Origin of the sequence: Enterobacter sp. BIDMC92 (assembly GCF_001030225.1) — a bacterium.
Lineage (GTDB): Bacteria > Pseudomonadota > Gammaproteobacteria > Enterobacterales > Enterobacteriaceae > Enterobacter > Enterobacter sichuanensis.
Genome location: NZ_KQ087598.1, coordinates 3,567,649 through 3,583,992, shown reverse-complemented (window position 1 = coordinate 3,583,992; position 16,344 = coordinate 3,567,649). Strand labels below are relative to the sequence as shown.

General features: G+C 55.7%; 17 protein-coding genes. 13 read left to right on the top strand and 4 right to left on the bottom strand.

The annotated features are described in order from the left end of the window. Positions 1-299: 299 nt before the first annotated feature. The 4 genes from qseE to glnB all read left to right on the top strand — a co-directional run bounded on the left by qseE (position 300) and on the right by glnB (position 4,194). On the top strand, positions 300-1,727 hold the full coding sequence (gene qseE / locus SP99_RS16735) for a two component system sensor histidine kinase QseE/GlrK (RefSeq protein WP_047959250.1): 1,428 nt from the start codon (positions 300-302) through the stop codon (positions 1,725-1,727). Position 1,728: 1 nt separating this feature from the next. Then, the gene (gene qseG / locus SP99_RS16730) at positions 1,729-2,466 is read left to right on the top strand and encodes a two-component system QseEF-associated lipoprotein QseG (protein WP_025757659.1); all 738 of its coding nucleotides are present in this window, start codon (positions 1,729-1,731) and stop codon (positions 2,464-2,466) included. Continuing rightward, on the top strand, positions 2,453-3,790 hold the full coding sequence (glrR, locus tag SP99_RS16725; RefSeq protein ID WP_047959249.1) for a two-component system response regulator GlrR: 1,338 nt from the start codon (positions 2,453-2,455) through the stop codon (positions 3,788-3,790). Before qseG ends, glrR begins: the two co-directional genes overlap by 14 nt. 65 nt (positions 3,791-3,855) lie before the next feature. Continuing rightward, positions 3,856-4,194, top strand: a complete 339-nt coding sequence (gene glnB / locus SP99_RS16720) for a nitrogen regulatory protein P-II (RefSeq protein WP_003860685.1) — start codon at positions 3,856-3,858, stop codon at positions 4,192-4,194. Positions 4,195-4,256: 62 nt separating this feature from the next. On the opposite strand, the gene hmpA is transcribed toward glnB, so the two are convergent. Continuing rightward, complete coding sequence (gene hmpA, locus SP99_RS16715) at positions 4,257-5,447, bottom strand: NO-inducible flavohemoprotein (protein WP_047959248.1); 1,191 nt, start codon at positions 5,445-5,447, stop codon at positions 4,257-4,259. A 304-nt stretch (positions 5,448-5,751) separates the two neighbouring features. Here hmpA and glyA point away from each other — a divergent pair, with 304 nt between their 5' ends. After that, positions 5,752-7,005, top strand: a complete 1,254-nt coding sequence (gene glyA / locus SP99_RS16710; RefSeq protein WP_025757663.1) for a serine hydroxymethyltransferase — start codon at positions 5,752-5,754, stop codon at positions 7,003-7,005. Positions 7,006-7,059: 54 nt separating this feature from the next. On the opposite strand, the gene SP99_RS16705 is transcribed toward glyA, so the two are convergent. After that, positions 7,060-7,482 (bottom strand): DoxX family protein, encoded by a 423-nt coding sequence (locus SP99_RS16705; RefSeq protein WP_023615984.1) that lies wholly within the window; start codon positions 7,480-7,482, stop codon positions 7,060-7,062. A gap of 173 nt (positions 7,483-7,655) precedes the next feature. Here SP99_RS16705 and SP99_RS16700 point away from each other — a divergent pair, with 173 nt between their 5' ends. Next, complete coding sequence (locus tag SP99_RS16700; protein ID WP_047959247.1) at positions 7,656-8,801, top strand: 3-phenylpropionate MFS transporter; 1,146 nt, start codon at positions 7,656-7,658, stop codon at positions 8,799-8,801. On the opposite strand, the gene csiE is transcribed toward SP99_RS16700, so the two are convergent. Further along, entirely contained in the window at positions 8,796-10,073 is a 1,278-nt protein-coding gene (gene csiE / locus SP99_RS16695) for a stationary phase inducible protein CsiE (protein ID WP_047959246.1), read from the bottom strand. The genes SP99_RS16700 and csiE overlap by 6 nt on opposite strands. Positions 10,074-10,198: 125 nt before the next feature. On the opposite strand from csiE, the gene SP99_RS16690 reads away from it, so the two are divergent. Further along, positions 10,199-10,837, top strand: a complete 639-nt coding sequence (locus SP99_RS16690) for a DUF1007 family protein (protein ID WP_047959245.1) — start codon at positions 10,199-10,201, stop codon at positions 10,835-10,837. Further along, on the top strand, positions 10,828-11,808 hold the full coding sequence (locus SP99_RS16685; protein ID WP_047959244.1) for a nickel/cobalt transporter: 981 nt from the start codon (positions 10,828-10,830) through the stop codon (positions 11,806-11,808). Before SP99_RS16690 ends, SP99_RS16685 begins: the two co-directional genes overlap by 10 nt. A gap of 49 nt (positions 11,809-11,857) precedes the next feature. On the opposite strand, the gene suhB is transcribed toward SP99_RS16685, so the two are convergent. Next, positions 11,858-12,661 carry an inositol-1-monophosphatase gene (suhB, locus tag SP99_RS16680; RefSeq protein WP_003860668.1) on the bottom strand — a complete coding sequence of 268 codons (804 nt, stop codon included), beginning with the start codon at positions 12,659-12,661 and terminating at the stop codon, positions 11,858-11,860. Between the two features lie 131 nt (positions 12,662-12,792). Between suhB and trmJ the strand changes: the two genes are divergently transcribed. From trmJ to iscA, 5 genes are all read left to right on the top strand, one after another. After that, positions 12,793-13,518, top strand: coding sequence for a tRNA (cytosine(32)/uridine(32)-2'-O)-methyltransferase TrmJ (gene trmJ, locus SP99_RS16675; protein ID WP_047959243.1), 726 nt, complete (start codon positions 12,793-12,795; stop codon positions 13,516-13,518). A 214-nt stretch (positions 13,519-13,732) separates the two neighbouring features. After that, the gene (gene iscR / locus SP99_RS16670; protein WP_047959242.1) at positions 13,733-14,224 is read left to right on the top strand and encodes a Fe-S cluster assembly transcriptional regulator IscR; all 492 of its coding nucleotides are present in this window, start codon (positions 13,733-13,735) and stop codon (positions 14,222-14,224) included. Positions 14,225-14,343: 119 nt separating this feature from the next. Then, on the top strand, positions 14,344-15,558 hold the full coding sequence (iscS, locus tag SP99_RS16665; protein WP_047959241.1) for a cysteine desulfurase: 1,215 nt from the start codon (positions 14,344-14,346) through the stop codon (positions 15,556-15,558). Between the two features lie 24 nt (positions 15,559-15,582). Beyond that, positions 15,583-15,969: a Fe-S cluster assembly scaffold IscU gene (gene iscU, locus SP99_RS16660; RefSeq protein ID WP_003860661.1), complete on the top strand. Its 387-nt coding sequence runs from the start codon at positions 15,583-15,585 to the stop codon at positions 15,967-15,969. Positions 15,970-15,982: 13 nt separating this feature from the next. After that, positions 15,983-16,306, top strand: coding sequence for an iron-sulfur cluster assembly protein IscA (iscA, locus tag SP99_RS16655; protein WP_003860659.1), 324 nt, complete (start codon positions 15,983-15,985; stop codon positions 16,304-16,306). The last annotated feature ends 38 nt before the right edge of the window (positions 16,307-16,344 follow it).

Sequence of the window (16,344 nt, the reverse complement as noted above, 5' to 3'; positions counted from 1 at the left end):
TCAAGGTGTTAATTTTTTGTTTTGCATTCTGGCACGGGTGTTGCATAATATTAACCAGTGGCTCATTCACCTTCTTATGTCAGCCCCTTCGGGACGTGCTACATAAACTTCGAATGACGCACAAAAAGGTGCCTGCCGTCCAACTACTGATCATAGCGATGCTTTATCAGGCCAGGGCGAAACGTCGAGTTAGGCACCGCCTCATTCCATGACAAAGCCGGGTTTTTCCCCGGCTTTGTTGTATCTGAAGGGCAGACTCAGTTACGCTCTGCGTAAACCCCCATTAAGAGAGTAATGCGTTGAAACGCTGGCCCGTTTTTCCCCGCTCCCTGCGACAGCTCGTCATGATGGCCTTCCTGCTGATCCTGCTGCCGCTGCTAATCCTGGCCTGGCAGGCCTGGCAAAGTCTGAACGCGCTGAGTGCGCAGGCGGCATTGACCAACCGTACGACGCTCATCGACGCCCGACGCAGTGAGGCGATGACCAACGCCGCGCTGGAGATGGAGCGAAGCTACCGCCAGTATTGCGTGCTTGACGATCGGACCCTGGAAAAGGTTTATCAGAGTCAGCGTAAACGCTACAGCGAAATGCTGGACGCGCACGCGGGGGTACTGCCTGACGACAAGCTGTATCAGGCGTTACGTCAGGATTTGAACGATCTTGCGCAGCTGCAGTGCCACAATAGCGGGCCGGATGCCGCCGCCGCCGCGCGTCTTGAGGCCTTTGCCACCGCCAACACCGAGATGGTGCAGTCAACGCGCACGGTCATTTTCTCTCGCGGCCAGCAACTCCAGCAGGAGATTGCCGAGCGCGGCCAGTTTTTTGGCTGGCAGGCGCTGGTGCTATTCCTGGTGAGTCTTGGGCTGGTACTGCTCTTTACCCGCATGATCATCGGCCCGGTAAAGGGCATCCAGCGCATGATCAACCGCCTCGGGGAGGGGAAATCGCTTGGGGATACGGTCGCCTTTAAAGGCCCGCGCGAGCTGCGCTCCGTGGGCCAGCGCATTATCTGGCTGTCCGAGCGCCTGGCGTGGCTTGAATCACAGCGTCATCAGTTCCTGCGCCATATCTCTCATGAGCTTAAAACGCCGCTCGCCAGCATGCGTGAAGGGACTGAGCTGCTGGCGGACGAAGTGGCAGGGCCCCTCACTTCTGAACAGAAAGAAATTGTCGAGATCCTGGATAACAGCAGCCGCAATCTGCAAAAGCTGATTGAGCAGTTGCTGGATTACAACCGCAAGCTGGTGGATGGGGCGGTTGTACTGGAAGATGTCGAGATTGAGCCGCTGGTGGATATGGTGATCTCCGCCCATAGCTTGCCAGCAAGAGCTAAAATGATGCATACCGACGTAGAACTTAATGCGCCGGCGTGCCTGGCTGAACCCATGCTGCTGATGAGCGTTCTGGATAATCTTTACTCCAATGCGGTGCACTATGGTACTGAATCCGGTAACATTTATATCCGAAGCTATACGAATGGTTCACGGGTGTTTATTGACGTCGCAAATACCGGCACCCCGATCCCTGATGACGAAAAAACCATGATCTTCGAACCCTTTTTCCAGGGAAGTCATCAGCGGAAAGGCGCGGTGAAAGGCAGCGGTCTGGGCTTAAGCATCGCCCGGGACTGTATACGACGCATGCAGGGTGAGCTAAACATTGCCACGGACGCACGTTCCGATGTTTGCTTCCGTATCGAACTGCCCCTGAGCCGGAAAAATCAATAAAATGAATCTATGTCTGGTGAGTATGTCACACGTCTTTTTCCGCGCCATACGCGCGGTGTTTTCCCGCAACACGTTTCGCCTGGGCTTGCCCTGTTTAGTGCTGGCAGGCTGTGTTTCTCATGTGCCGCAAAGTGCGATTAGCGGTAAACAAGAAGATAAATGGCCAGATAACCAGCTGGCAGATTTTCTCTCAACCCGCTGCGACGATATCTGGAACCTGTCAGGCCACGACGTCGAAAGCAACCCGCTGTTCTGGCTGCGTGGTATAGATTGCGCCCAGCGTCTTGCGCCGGTTGAGGCCCGCTCGAAAGCGGCGATGCTGGATGACGACACCTGGCAGGACGCTTTCAAGCGCGGCATTTTACTGGCTGATGCCAAAATCACCCCCGTTGAACGCCGCGCCAACGTGACCCGACTGGACACCCTGGTGGTCAACCTGCCGGGCCAGGTGCGCCCGGTATACCAGCTCTGGCGTGATGGACAGACATTACAACTTCAGCTGTCTGAAGAGCGCTCCCGCTACAGTAAGTTGCAGCAGTCCACCGACAGCGAGCTTGATACGTTGCGTCAGCAGCAGCAGCATTTGCGTACGCAACTGGATACCACGACACGTAAGCTGGAAAACCTGACCGATATCGAAAGACAGCTCTCGTCGCGTAAATATCAGCCGGGGAGTTCATCCGCTGTACCGGACAGCGATACGCCGAAACAAGAGGATGTGAAGCATGACGAGCCGTAAACCTGCCCATCTCTTACTGGTGGATGACGATCCCGGGCTGTTAAAACTCCTGGGGATGCGTCTGGTGAGTGAAGGCTACAGCGTGGTGACCGCGGAAAGCGGGGTCGAGGGGCTGAAAATTCTCGGCCGCGAGAAAATTGATCTGGTGATAAGCGACCTGCGGATGGACGAAATGGACGGCATGCAGCTGTTCGCGGAGATCCAGAAGCAGCAACCGGGTATGCCCGTGATTATCCTGACGGCGCACGGCTCGATCCCGGATGCGGTTGCGGCAACCCAGCAGGGGGTATTCAGCTTCCTGACCAAGCCGGTGGACAAAGACGCGCTTTATAAGGCGATCGACAGCGCGCTGGAACATGCCGCTCCGGCGGGGGATGAAGCGTGGCGGGAGTCTATTGTCACCCGCAGCCCGATTATGCTGCGTTTGCTCGAACAGGCCCGAATGGTGGCACAGTCAGATGTCAGCGTGCTGATTAACGGCCAGAGCGGAACCGGGAAAGAGATCCTGGCGCAGGCGATCCATAACGCCAGCCCGCGCAGCAAAAATGCCTTTATTGCGATCAACTGTGGCGCGCTCCCGGAACAGCTGCTCGAATCTGAACTGTTTGGCCATGCCCGCGGCGCATTCACCGGCGCGGTCAGTAGCCGGGAAGGGTTATTTCAGGCGGCGGAGGGCGGCACGCTTTTCCTCGACGAGATTGGTGACATGCCCGCGCCGCTGCAGGTCAAACTGCTGCGCGTGTTGCAGGAGCGGAAAGTTCGCCCGCTGGGCAGTAACCGCGACATCGACATTAATGTGCGTATTATTTCCGCCACGCACCGGGATTTGCCGAAGGTGATGGCCCGCAACGAGTTTCGTGAAGATCTCTACTACCGTCTGAACGTGGTCAATCTGAAGATCCCCGCGCTGGCCGAGCGAGCGGAAGACATTCCGCTGCTGGCGAATCATCTTTTGCGTCAGGCGGCCGATCGTCACAAACCCTTCGTGCGCGCGTTTTCCACCGATGCGATGAAGCGGCTGATGGCCGCAAGCTGGCCGGGTAACGTGCGTCAGTTGGTCAACGTGATTGAGCAGTGCGTGGCGCTGACCTCGTCACCGGTGATCAGCGACGCGCTGGTGGAGCAGGCACTGGAAGGGGAAAACACGGCGCTGCCGACCTTTGCCGAAGCGCGGAATCAGTTCGAGTTGAACTATCTGCGCAAGCTATTGCAGATCACCAAAGGCAACGTGACCCACGCGGCGCGCATGGCCGGACGCAACCGCACCGAGTTTTATAAACTGCTGTCACGCCATGAGCTGGAAGCAAACGATTTTAAAGAGTAATGCCGTATGGTACTGTGAGCAACCGATTACGAAGCAGCTTACAGGCAAGAGTTTAAGGACCCACCATGAAAAAGATTGATGCGATTATTAAACCTTTCAAACTGGATGATGTACGTGAAGCGCTGGCGGAAGTCGGCATCACCGGGATGACCGTGACGGAAGTGAAAGGTTTTGGTCGTCAGAAAGGCCACACCGAGCTTTACCGTGGCGCAGAGTACATGGTGGACTTTCTGCCGAAAGTGAAAATTGAAATCGTGGTGAGCGACGATATCGTAGACACCTGTGTGGATACCATTATCCGCACGGCGCAGACCGGCAAAATTGGCGACGGTAAAATCTTCGTCTTTGACGTGGCGCGCGTGATCCGTATCCGTACCGGCGAAGAAGACGACGCGGCGATTTAAAACGTTGCCAGGCCGGGTTTCATCCGGCGAAAAAAAGCCCCTCTTTAGAGGGGCTTTTTGCATTACAGCACCTTATGCGGCCCGAAACATTCGTAATGAATGTTGTCTTTATTTATCCCCAGCTCGACCAGCTGCTTCGCGGCATACTGCATAAACGCCACCGGCCCGCAGAGGTAGAACTGCATATCCGGCGCGCTGAATGCGCCTTCATGCTGGCTCAAATTCATCAGACCTTCGCTCTCAAAGCGAGCGGCCGCGCGGTCAGCTTCCGTTGGCTGACGATACCAGGTGTGGGCGGTAAAGTGGGGCAGGCTCGCTGCCAGGGTTTTCACTTCATCAGCAAACGCATGCACGTCACCGTTCTCGGCGGCATGGAACCAGTTTACCTGGGCTGCGTGTTTTGACGCCGCCAGTGTATCCAGCATCGCCAGCATTGGCGTTTGTCCCACCCCAGCGGAGATCAGCGTGACCGGGGTAGTCGATTCAACTGTCATAAAGAAGTCACCCGCCGGCGCGGCCAGATGGACCACGTCACCCACGTTAGCGTCGTTGTGCAGCCAGGTGGATACCTGTCCGCCGTCCTCGCGCTTCACCGCAATGCGATAGCTTTTGCCGTTGGGCTTGCGGGTGAGGGAATACTGGCGGATCTCCTGGTGCGGGAAACCTTCAGGCTTGAGCCATACGCCCAGATACTGCCCTGGCTGATATTCCGCTACCGGCTGACCGTCTACCGGTTCAAATTCGAAGCTGGTGATTAAAGCGCTGCGCGGCGTTTTCTCAACGATGCGGAACGCGCGGGTGCCTTCCCAGCCGCCTTTCTTACTCGCGTTTTCGTTGTAAATCTGTGCTTCACGGTTGATAAACACATTGGCCAGCACGCCGTAGGCTTTGCCCCACGCGTCCAGAACCTCCTGACCCGGGCTGAACATCTCGTCCAGCGTTGCCAGCAGGTGAGCGCCCACAATATTGTACTGCTCGGGTTGGATCTGGAAGCTGGTATGTTTCTGCGCAATTTTCTCCACCGCAGGCAGCAGCGCCGCCAGGTTTTCAATGTTGCTGGCGTAGGCCGCAATGGCATTGAACAGGGCTTCGCGTTGATCGCCGTTACGCTGGTTGCTCATGTTGAAAATCTCTTTGAGCTCCGGGTTGTGCGTGAACATGCGATCGTAGAAATGGGCGGTCAGTTTGGGGCCGGTTTCGACCAACAGGGGAATGGTGGCTTTAACGGTAGCGATGGTTTGAGCGTCGAGCATGAGCGCGTCCTTCTGATGTTACTTTAATGATGTATTTTAAATGCATCTTATAAAAAATACCCCTGCGTTGTAAATGGTTCTTTGCAAGATGAAAAATATGCATCACAAACCTGAAAAGAAATCCGCTGGAAATCGCGAGATCTTTATTCCTCAAACCCTTGCGTGGCGGGTAGGAAAACGTTTGCGTAAAATCGTTTGTCAAGACCTGTTATCACAGAACTAATCAGTTATACTGTTGCCCGTCGTCCAACAGGACTGCCTTTTCAGGCCAAAATTTACTTGTTAGCTGAGTCAGGAGATGCGGATGTTAAAGCGTGAAATGAACATTGCCGATTATGATGCCGAACTGTGGCAGGCTATGGAGCAGGAAAAAGTACGTCAGGAAGAGCACATCGAACTGATCGCCTCCGAAAACTACACCAGCCCGCGCGTGATGCAGGCGCAGGGTTCTCAGCTGACCAACAAATATGCTGAAGGTTACCCGGGCAAGCGCTACTACGGCGGTTGCGAGTACGTTGATATCGTAGAGCAGCTGGCTATCGACCGCGCGAAAGCACTTTTTGGCGCTGACTACGCAAACGTTCAGCCGCACTCTGGCTCTCAGGCTAACTTCGCGGTCTATACCGCGCTGCTGCAGCCGGGCGACACCGTTCTGGGTATGAACCTGGCGCAGGGCGGCCACCTGACTCACGGCTCCCCGGTTAACTTCTCCGGCAAACTGTACAACATCATCCCTTACGGTATTGATGAGTCCGGTAAAATTGACTACGAAGACATGGCTAAGCAGGCTAAAGAGCACAAGCCGAAGATGATCATCGGCGGTTTCTCTGCTTATTCCGGTATCGTTGACTGGGCAAAAATGCGTGAAATCGCAGACAGCATCGGTGCTTACCTGTTCGTCGACATGGCGCACGTTGCGGGTCTGATTGCTGCGGGCGTTTACCCGAACCCGGTTCCACACGCTCACGTTGTGACCACCACCACCCACAAAACCCTGGCAGGTCCACGCGGTGGCCTGATCCTGGCGAAAGGCGGTGATGAAGAGCTGTACAAAAAACTGAACTCCGCTGTGTTCCCAAGCGCGCAGGGCGGCCCGCTGATGCACGTTATCGCGGCGAAAGCGGTCGCGCTGAAAGAAGCGATGGAGCCAGAGTTCAAGGTTTACCAGCAGCAGGTGGCTAAGAACGCCAAAGCGATGGTGGAAGTGTTCCTGAACCGTGGCTACAAAGTGGTATCCGGCGGTACTGAAAACCACCTGTTCCTGCTGGATCTGGTTGATAAGAACCTGACCGGTAAAGAAGCTGACGCAGCCCTGGGCCGCGCCAACATCACCGTGAACAAAAACAGCGTGCCAAACGATCCGAAGAGCCCGTTTGTGACCTCCGGTATCCGTATCGGTTCTCCGGCTGTGACTCGCCGCGGCTTCAAAGAAGCGGAAGTGAAAGAGCTGGCTGGCTGGATGTGTGACGTTCTGGACAACATCAATGACGAAGCGGTTATCGAGCGCGTCAAAGGTAAAGTGCTGGATATCTGCGCACGCTTCCCGGTATACGCATAATTCCTCTGCTTCGCAGAAATAAAAAAGGCCGCGCTTGCGGCCTTTTTTTATGGCTTAACGCCGGTCGAGGGAGATGGCACCGGGACCCACAATCGCCAGCAATATAAAGGCTCCCGCAATACTGACGTTCTTGTAGAAGTTAATCATATTCGGTACGACCGCATCACCGGTCATATCCCAGTAATGGTGGCCAATAATCGCCGTACCCAGCGTATAGAACACAAACAGTACGGCGAGAGGACGGGTGAAAAAGCCCAGCACGATCAGGATCGCGGCAGGCACTTCCATGACCACCGCAATAATGGCCGCCAGCATGGGCATCGGCGTACCCAGCGAAGTCATATATTGCACGGTGCCGCTAAACCCTGTCAGTTTTGGGTAACCAAAGATAATAAACAGTACGACAAGCGCGATGCGCCCAATCAGCAGCAGCAGATGACGTGACTGACCGAAATCGAGATAGCGAAGTGAGTTCATGGCAGAAATACCTCTGCAAGTGGAGTAATTTAAACGTAATACACATTTTCATTCCCTGCCATAAGCCAGACGACTGCACAAAATGTTATTTTTTCGTTAATTTATAGCAGGCTATCGACTTGCTTAATTTTTATATTCTCGCCAGACTATGGCCTCGATTTCGGGAGGGATTCATGGTCTTGCATTCCACGCGCTGGCTGGCGCTCAGCTATTTCACCTATTTCTTTAGCTACGGTATTTTTCTGCCTTTCTGGAGCGTCTGGCTCAAGGGGATCGGCCTGACGCCCGAGACCATTGGTGTCCTGCTGGGGGCCGGACTGGTAGCGCGTTTCCTCGGCAGCCTGCTGATTGCCCCGCGCGTCAGCGATCCCTCCTTACTGATCAAGGCCGTGCGCATTCTGGCTCTGCTGACCCTGGTCTTTGTGGCCTGCTTCTGGATCAACCACCAGTTTGCCTGGCTGATGGTGGTGATGGTTGGCTTTAACCTGTTCTTCTCGCCGCTGGTGCCCCTGACGGACGCGCTGGCGAACACCTGGCAAAAGCAGATCACTATGGACTACGGTCGCGTACGCCTGTGGGGCTCCATTGCGTTTGTGATTGGCTCGGCGCTGGTGGGGAAACTGGTCAGCCTTTACGACTACCGTGCCATTCTTGCTCTGTTGAGCATCGGTATTGCCTCGATGCTGCTGGGCATGCTGCTGCGACCATCGGTAATGCCTCAGGGAGAAAGCCGCCATCAGGAGAGCGCAGGCTGGCCCGCGTGGCGGAGTCTGGTTGCACAAAGCTGGCGTTTTCTGGCGTGTGTCTGTCTGCTTCAGGGGGCTCACGCGGCGTACTATGGGTTTAGCGCCATCTACTGGCAAGGCGCAGGATATTCGGCCTCTGCCGTGGGCTATCTGTGGTCGCTGGGGGTGGTGGCCGAAGTTGTGATTTTCGCCCTGAGCAAAAAGCTGTTCCGCCGCTTTGGCGCCCGTGATCTGCTGCTGCTTTCCGCCGTGTGCGGGGTGGCGCGCTGGGGCATTATGGGCTGGACGACCGATCTGCCGTGGCTGATTGTGGCGCAAATTCTTCACTGCGGCACGTTTACCGTTTGTCATCTGGCGGCGATGCGCTATATCGCGGCGCGCGAAGGCGGGGACGTTATTCGCCTGCAGGCGGTGTATTCAGCGGTCGCGATGGGAGGCAGTATCGCGATCATGACGGTCTTTGCGGGGTTCCTCTATCAGCACCTGGGGCACGGTGTCTTCTGGGTCATGGCGCTGGTGGCCTTACCTGCTATGGTTATTCGCCCTAAAGTGGCCCCTCGCGCGCCGCTATGATTCCAGCATCGCGCGAATATGCTCTTGCTGCTGTGCGTTCAGTGTCTCAACGGCATGAATGAGCGGCGGTGAGAACAGGGGCAGGGCAGTCGGGTAGGGGGTGATAACCAGCGCAGCTTCGCGCGGCGCCCCCTCTTTCTGAAACGCCTGCAGCGTCAGGTAGCGAATGTTGAGCGGCAGCAGCGTTAGCTCGCGAAGCTGCTGTTCAATCCGATCCTCACTGGTTTTATCGTCACCCGTCAGCAGGATCACCTGCTTTTCGTGCAGATCGGTCTCCTGCATCAGCCAGGCACCGAAAATCACCGCAACAAGGCTCATCTCTTCATCGGAAAAACGCAGCCCAAACTCCGCTTCCAGCTCAAACAGCGCTTCTTTGGTGGTGCGTAACAGGCGAGGGTAGAGACGGTGGATCTCCTCCGGCAGGCTATTGTCGATACCGATCTCAAACAGCGAACGGTCCAGCGCCTGTGCAAGATGGATATAGAGCTGATCGGTCAGGCCTTGCTCATCGCTGAAGTTCATCCCGGTCTGTGAGCGGAAACGGGCCACCATGCGCACGATGGCCCGGCGCAAACGTTGATCCTGCTGGTGTTTATCGAGCACCGGATCGGGCGTGCGGAGCATCATAAACAACAGCGCCAGAAACAGCTGTTCATCCCCGTGAGCTCCCTGCGGGACGCGCCGTTTCCAGTGCCGCACGATCTCCTGCGCCGTGAAATACTCCCCTCTCGACTGGGTCCAGCTGCGCTGAGAATGGGAAAACTGGGGCGTGTTTCCCAGCTGATGCTGAATAAGGCAGTATTGCAGATAGAGCTGTAAAAACTGCACGTCGCGGCATTCAAACTGGCGCTGGAGCTTGCGCGAACAGAAGTTGATCAGCGCCCGCAGGTTCGCGTCGTCGTAAAGCGGCCGGGCAATGCCGTGTTGTTTAAGCGCGGTTTTTAATGCAGGGGTAAACTGGTGCGAGACAAACTGCGGGCAAAGCCGCAGCGCCCGGCGCAACCAGTGCAGCAGGCATAAGCGCTGATTCAGGGCTGTGCCTTCAAGCCGGTAACTGCCGTCCTGGTGCGTGACGATATCCAGCCGGTGATAGCGCTGGATTTCATCGCGCGTCTCGGCTATATCTTGCCGTGCCATCGCTTCGTCCACGCCGTTGGCAGCGATTATGCTCTGTGCGGTGACGGCAGCATCGGGCAGGTAAAGCATCAAAAGCACCTGGCAGCGGCGCTGCGAACTGGAAAGCACAGATGGAATTTCAAGCGTCGTCATCATCTGTCGGGTATCCAGTGTGAATGTTTGATAAGAATAGCTAAAGGATGGGCGCTGAAAAGCGCGCCGGCAGGCCTTTCACTCAGGATTGCTGGGGAACATCACAGAATTTTTGACGTGAGGAATTGATGCAAACAGTTAAACAATGCGCGATGACGTTATTTTTGGCGGCGATCGGCTTCACTGCCAGCGCACACCCTCACAGTTTTATTGGCCTTAAAACCGAGCTGGTCACCGACGGCACGCAGCTGAGCGGCCTGAAAATGCGCTGGACGATGGATGAGATCACCTCGGCTGACCTGCTCTATGATGCGGGTAACGCAAAACCTGGCGATGAGATCTGGAAAAAATTGGCAGCGGAAGTGATGGCCAACGTGCTCGGCCAGCACTACTTCACAGAGTTCTGGCATAACGGACAAAAGGTCAAATTTCTGAACCGTCCCACGGAATACGGTATGACGCGTGACGGGCATCAGGCGGTACTGACGTTTGTGCTTCCGCTGGCGCATCCCCAGCCGCTGGCCGGGCAAAAATATACCTTTTCGACCTTTGATCCCACCTACTACGTCGACATGAGTTACGCCAAAGAGAGCGACGTACGGCTGCCTGCCGCGCTGCAAAAAAACTGCAAACTCTCTGTTCACACCCCGAACCCCAGCGAAGAGACGCGTAACTTTGCGATTTCGCTCGACAAAGAAGATGCCCCGCCTGAGGACATGGCGCTGGGCAAACAGTTCGCGCAGGAGGTGACCTTACAATGTCAGTGATTGCTTCTCCTCTTCGAAAACCACGCCGCTGGCTACATCTTTGGCCGCTGGCCCTCTTTTTGCTGTTCGGGGTGTGCGGCGCGCTGTGGCTATGGCAGACCTGGCCGCAGGTAATGATGAATAGCATTGTCTGGCAGCGTGAGGTTAACCAGCAGATGAGCGGGTTACTGAAAGCGGTGGCAGAAAACCCAACGAAAGCGGGCGGATCCCTGTTGGCGTTCAGTTTTCTCTATGGCGTTCTGCACGCGCTGGGGCCGGGGCATGGCAAAATCGTCATCACCACCTGGCTTGCCACCCATCCGTCGAAGCTTAAATCGAGCATCGGTCTGACGCTGGCCTCTTCGCTGCTGCAGGGAGGCGTGGCTATCGGGCTGGTGGTGGTGGTTCTTTCGCTGTTGCAGCTTCCCGCGCGCCAGCTGCACATGAGCAGTTTCTGGCTGGAGAAGGGGAGCTATGCGCTGGTGGGCGTGCTGGGGCTAATCCTCTGCTGGCGGGCGCTAAAAAGACTGCGCACGCTGCTGAAAAAGCCGACGTTCAAATCCTTTACACCGCATCATGTTCATGATGCCCACTGCGGCTGCGGCCATCAGCATCTGCCCACGCAGGAACAGCTGCAGAGCGGCGACGACTGGCGTGCGCGGTTGATGATTGTGCTCTCGATGGGCATGCGCCCGTGTTCGGGAGCCATCATGGTGTTGCTGTTCAGTAAAGTGATTGGCGTGTTCGGCTGGGGCATGTTGTCTGCGCTGGCCATGGCGGCCGGGACGTCATTGACGATTTCGTCGCTGGCTCTGCTGGTTCACAGCTTTCGTCAGCTGGCGGTAAAACTCAGCGGCAGTAAAACGCCGGTGTTGTGGCGACAGATAGGGTGGACAACGCTTGCGCTGGCGGGAGGCGTGATTCTGCTGGTGGCGGCGGTGACGATGTGGATGAGCGCCGTGCCGGTAGGAAGGGGATTGCGGCCTTTTTAAAAGGGGGCGGCCTGATGCCCTCTCCCACGGGGAGAGGGCATTTTCGGCATTAACGCTTCAGCGCATCGCTCAGCTCATCACGCATGTTTGCCAGCATGGCTTTAACAACGCGTGGGTTACCTGCAACGATGTTGCCGGTAGACATATAGTTATGGCCGCCGGTGAAATCACACACGATCGCGCCAGCTTCACGTGCGATCAGCTCGCCCGCTGCAAAATCCCATGGCTTCAGTGAGAGTTCGAAGTAACCGTCAACGCGGCCGGTTGCCACATAGGCCAGATCCAGCGCGGCAGAACCAGTGCGACGGAAGTCCGCGCATTCGGTGAACAGTTTGCCGAGGATATTCATATAGGTGGTCGCGTGCTGTTTCGCCTTGAACGGGAAACCGGTTGCCAGGATGGTGCCATCCAGATCGCGGGCATTGCTGCAGCGCAGACGGTAGCCGTTCAGCTGTGCGCCCTGACCGCGGGTCGCGGTGAACAGTTCGTTACGCATTGGATCGTAAACAACGGCAACTTCAGTACGGCCTTTAATGCGTACGGCGATAGACACAGAGAAGTGTGGCAGGCGTTTAACGAAGTTGGTGGTGCCATCCAGTGGATCGATAACCCATTGAACATCCTGATCGGTACCTTCATGTTCACCGCTTTCTTCGGTGATGATGGTGTGCTGTGGGTAAGATTTGCGGATCGTTTCGATAATAATCGCTTCTGCGGCTTTATCGACGTTAGTCACGAAATCATTGCTGCCTTTCTGGCTGGTTTCTACGGAGTCTGGCGTTTCGTAGTGTTTGGCAATTACATTACCCGCCTTGCGCGCTGCGCGCACGGCGATGGTCAGCATCGGATGCATCGGTCTCTCTCACTGGATGTTAAAGAACAGGAAAATCGGCGCAGAGTATAGCAGCGGGATCGGATTATGTCTCCCGTTTATGATAATATGCCCGAATATTCTTCAGACACTGAATTCAGACATTAAAAATTATGCTGCAAAACATTCGAATCGTGCTGGTCGAAACATCGCACACCGGCAACATGGGCTCTGTTGCCCGCGCTATGAAAACCATGGGCTTAACCAATCTCTGGCTCGTGAACCCGCTGGTGAAACCTGACTCGCAGGCGATTGCTCTGGCGGCCGGTGCCAGCGATGTGATCGGCAATGCACAGATCGTGGACACGCTGGATGAAGCCCTGGCCGGTTGCAGTCTGGTGGTGGGGACGAGCGCGCGTTCACGTACGCTGCCGTGGCCCATGCTCGATCCGCGCGAATGCGGCCTGAAAAGTGTCTCGGAAGCGGAACAGGCGCCGGTTGCGCTGGTGTTTGGCCGCGAGCGCGTTGGCCTGACCAACGACGAACTGCAGAAATGCCACTATCACGTCGCCATTGCGGCGAACCCGGAATACAGCTCGCTGAACCTGGCGATGGCGGTGCAGGTTATCGCTTACGAAGTGCGTATGGCCTGGCTGGCGACGCAGGAGAACGCGGCAGAACCGAAGGAAGAGACGGCGTATCCGCTGGTGGACGATCTGGAACGCTTCTATGGGCATCTGGAACAGACCCTGCTCTCTACCGGATTTATCCGTGAAGGCCACCCGGGGCAGGTGATGAACAAACTGCGTCGTCTGTTTACCCGCGCCCGTCCGGAAAGCCAGGAGCTGAACATCCTGCGCGGCATTCTGGCGTCGATTGAGCAGAAGAATAAAGAGTAGTGCCTATTTCCCCCTCTCCCCGTGGGAGAGGGCTGGGGTGAGGGCATCAGGCCGCACCCAGGTAAAACGGCACAGAAGGTTAAATACCTGACTAAAACAGTCAAGTAAATAGTTGACCATTTTAGTCAGGAATGTCAGACTTGGCCCTGCTATGCAATACCCCATTTTACTATAAAAAACCCCGGGCAGGGGCGAGTTTGAGGTTAAGTAAGACATGAGACTGACATCTAAAGGGCGTTATGCCGTAACCGCGATGCTGGACGTTGCGCTCAACTCCGAAGCGGGCCCGGTTCCGTTGGCTGATATTTCTGAACGACAAGGGATCTCCCTCTCTTATCTTGAACAGCTGTTCTCCAGACTGCGTAAAAATGGACTGGTTTCCAGCGTTCGTGGTCCGGGCGGCGGTTATCTGCTCGGTAAAGACGCGGGCTGTATTGCAGTCGGCGAAGTGATTAGCGCCGTAGACGAATCCGTTGACGCGACCCGTTGCCAGGGTAAAGGCGGCTGCCAGGGCGGCGATAAGTGCCTGACCCACGCGCTGTGGCGCGATCTGAGCGACCGTCTGACCGGCTTCCTGAACAACATCACCCTCGGTGAACTGGTGAATAACCAGGAAGTTCTGGACGTATCCGGTCGTCAGCATAGCCATGATTCCCAACGCAGCACCCGCGCGCAGGACGCTATCGACGTCAAATTACGCGCGTAATAAAACGATAAGTATTTCAGAATCAGGCCGGGGCAAAAACATGCCCCGTGTACTCGGTCGTACATCCAGCCGGTTGCCTGATTCCTTGCATTGAAGCGATGTACGGAGTTTATAGAGCAATGAAATTACCGATTTATCTCGACTACTCCGCAACCACGCCGGTGGACCCGCGTGTTGCCGAGAAAATGATGCAGTGTCTGACCCTGGACGGAAACTTTGGTAACCCAGCTTCCCGTTCACACCGTTTTGGCTGGCATGCTGAAGAGGCGGTTGATATCGCCCGTAATCAGATTGCTGACCTGGTGGGTGCCGACCCGCGTGAGATTGTTTTCACCTCCGGTGCGACCGAATCCGACAACCTGGCGATCAAAGGTGCAGCCAACTTTTATCAGAAAAAAGGCAAGCACATCATCACCAGCAAAACCGAACACAAAGCCGTGCTGGACACCTGCCGTCAGCTCGAGCGTGAAGGGTTTGAAGTCACTTATCTGGCGCCACAGAGCAACGGCATTATTGACCTGAAAGAGCTCGAAGCGGCCATGCGTGATGACACCATTCTGGTTTCCATCATGCACGTCAACAACGAAATCGGCGTGGTACAGGACATCGCGACCATCGGTGAAATGTGCCGCGCGCGCGGTATCATCTACCACGTTGACGCGACCCAGAGCGTGGGCAAACTGCCTATCGACCTGAGCCAGCTGAAAGTGGACCTGATGTCCTTCTCCGGCCACAAAATCTATGGCCCGAAAGGCATCGGCGCACTGTACGTTCGTCGTAAGCCACGTATCCGCATCGAAGCACAGATGCACGGCGGCGGTCACGAGCGCGGCATGCGTTCCGGTACCCTGCCTGTTCACCAGATCGTGGGCATGGGCGAAGCGTACCGCATTGCGAAAGAAGAGATGGAAACCGAGATGGCACACCTGCGTACTCTGCGTAACCGTCTGTGGGACGGCGTGAAAGATATGGAAGAAGTGTATCTGAACGGCGATCTCGAGCAGGGTGCACCGAACATCCTCAACGTGAGCTTTAACTACGTTGAAGGCGAATCGCTGATCATGGCCCTGAAAGACCTGGCGGTTTCTTCCGGTTCTGCCTGTACGTCTGCAAGCCTGGAGCCATCCTACGTGCTGCGCGCGCTGGGTATGACTGACGAGCTGGCACACAGCTCTATCCGTTTCTCTTTAGGTCGTTTCACTACCGAAGAAGAGATTGACTACACCATCAAGCTGGTTCGCAATTCCATCGGCCGTCTGCGCGACCTTTCTCCACTGTGGGAAATGTTTAAGCAGGGCGTGGATCTGAACAGCATTGAATGGTCACATCACTAATCGGTACATAAGGAGAATTCAATCATGGCATACAGCGAAAAAGTCATCGATCATTACGAAAACCCGCGCAACGTTGGCTCTTTTGACAACAGCGATGAATCTGTCGGTAGCGGCATGGTCGGTGCACCCGCGTGTGGCGACGTGATGAAGTTGCAGATTAAAGTCAACAATGAAGGTATCATTGAAGACGCGCGCTTCAAGACCTACGGCTGCGGTTCTGCTATTGCGTCCAGCTCCCTGGTCACCGAATGGGTGAAGGGCAAGTCTCTGGACGAAGCACAGGCAATCAAGAACACGGACATTGCTGAAGAGCTCGAACTGCCGCCGGTGAAAATTCACTGTTCAATTCTGGCAGAAGACGCGATCAAAGCCGCCATTGCGGATTACAAAAGCAAACGTGAAGCAAAATAATTGAGGTTTGAGTATGTCGATTACCCTTAGCGACAGCGCTGCCGCGCGAGTAAGCTCTTTTCTGGCGAACCGTGGTAAAGGCTTTGGCCTGCGACTGGGCGTACGTACCTCCGGCTGTTCTGGTATGGCTTACGTACTGGAGTTTGTTGACGAGCCGGCGTCTGATGACACCGTGTTTGAAGACAAGGGCGTGAAGGTGGTGGTCGATGGCAAAAGCCTGCAATTCCTCAACGGCACTCAGCTGGACTTTGTAAAAGAAGGCCTGAACGAAGGGTTCAAATTCACGAACCCGAACGTCAAAGACGAGTGTGGTTGCGGCGAAAGCTTCCACGTTTAATCGCGCGTTATCCGAAACCCCACCGTGGCGTTACCCGC

Bases quoted from the DNA above. Each gene is read 5' to 3' on its own strand.
- hmpA (WP_047959248.1), bottom strand. From the start codon at position 5,447: ATGCTCGACGCTCAAACCATCGCTACCGTTAAAGCCACCATTCCCCTG.
- csiE (WP_047959246.1), bottom strand. From the start codon at position 10,073: ATGATGACGACGCTTGAAATTCCATCTGTGCTTTCCAGTTCGCAGCGC.
- suhB (WP_003860668.1), bottom strand. From the start codon at position 12,661: ATGCATCCGATGCTGACCATCGCCGTGCGCGCAGCGCGCAAGGCGGGT.
- trmJ (WP_047959243.1), top strand. From the start codon at position 12,793: ATGCTGCAAAACATTCGAATCGTGCTGGTCGAAACATCGCACACCGGC.
- glnB (WP_003860685.1), top strand. From the start codon at position 3,856: ATGAAAAAGATTGATGCGATTATTAAACCTTTCAAACTGGATGATGTA.
- iscA (WP_003860659.1), top strand. From the start codon at position 15,983: ATGTCGATTACCCTTAGCGACAGCGCTGCCGCGCGAGTAAGCTCTTTT.
- glyA (WP_025757663.1), top strand. From the start codon at position 5,752: ATGTTAAAGCGTGAAATGAACATTGCCGATTATGATGCCGAACTGTGG.
- iscU (WP_003860661.1), top strand. From the start codon at position 15,583: ATGGCATACAGCGAAAAAGTCATCGATCATTACGAAAACCCGCGCAAC.
- qseG (WP_025757659.1), top strand. From the start codon at position 1,729: ATGAATCTATGTCTGGTGAGTATGTCACACGTCTTTTTCCGCGCCATA.
- iscS (WP_047959241.1), top strand. From the start codon at position 14,344: ATGAAATTACCGATTTATCTCGACTACTCCGCAACCACGCCGGTGGAC.
- glrR (WP_047959249.1), top strand. From the start codon at position 2,453: ATGACGAGCCGTAAACCTGCCCATCTCTTACTGGTGGATGACGATCCC.
- SP99_RS16690 (WP_047959245.1), top strand. From the start codon at position 10,199: ATGCAAACAGTTAAACAATGCGCGATGACGTTATTTTTGGCGGCGATC.
- SP99_RS16705 (WP_023615984.1), bottom strand. From the start codon at position 7,482: ATGAACTCACTTCGCTATCTCGATTTCGGTCAGTCACGTCATCTGCTG.
- SP99_RS16700 (WP_047959247.1), top strand. From the start codon at position 7,656: ATGGTCTTGCATTCCACGCGCTGGCTGGCGCTCAGCTATTTCACCTAT.
- SP99_RS16685 (WP_047959244.1), top strand. From the start codon at position 10,828: ATGTCAGTGATTGCTTCTCCTCTTCGAAAACCACGCCGCTGGCTACAT.
- iscR (WP_047959242.1), top strand. From the start codon at position 13,733: ATGAGACTGACATCTAAAGGGCGTTATGCCGTAACCGCGATGCTGGAC.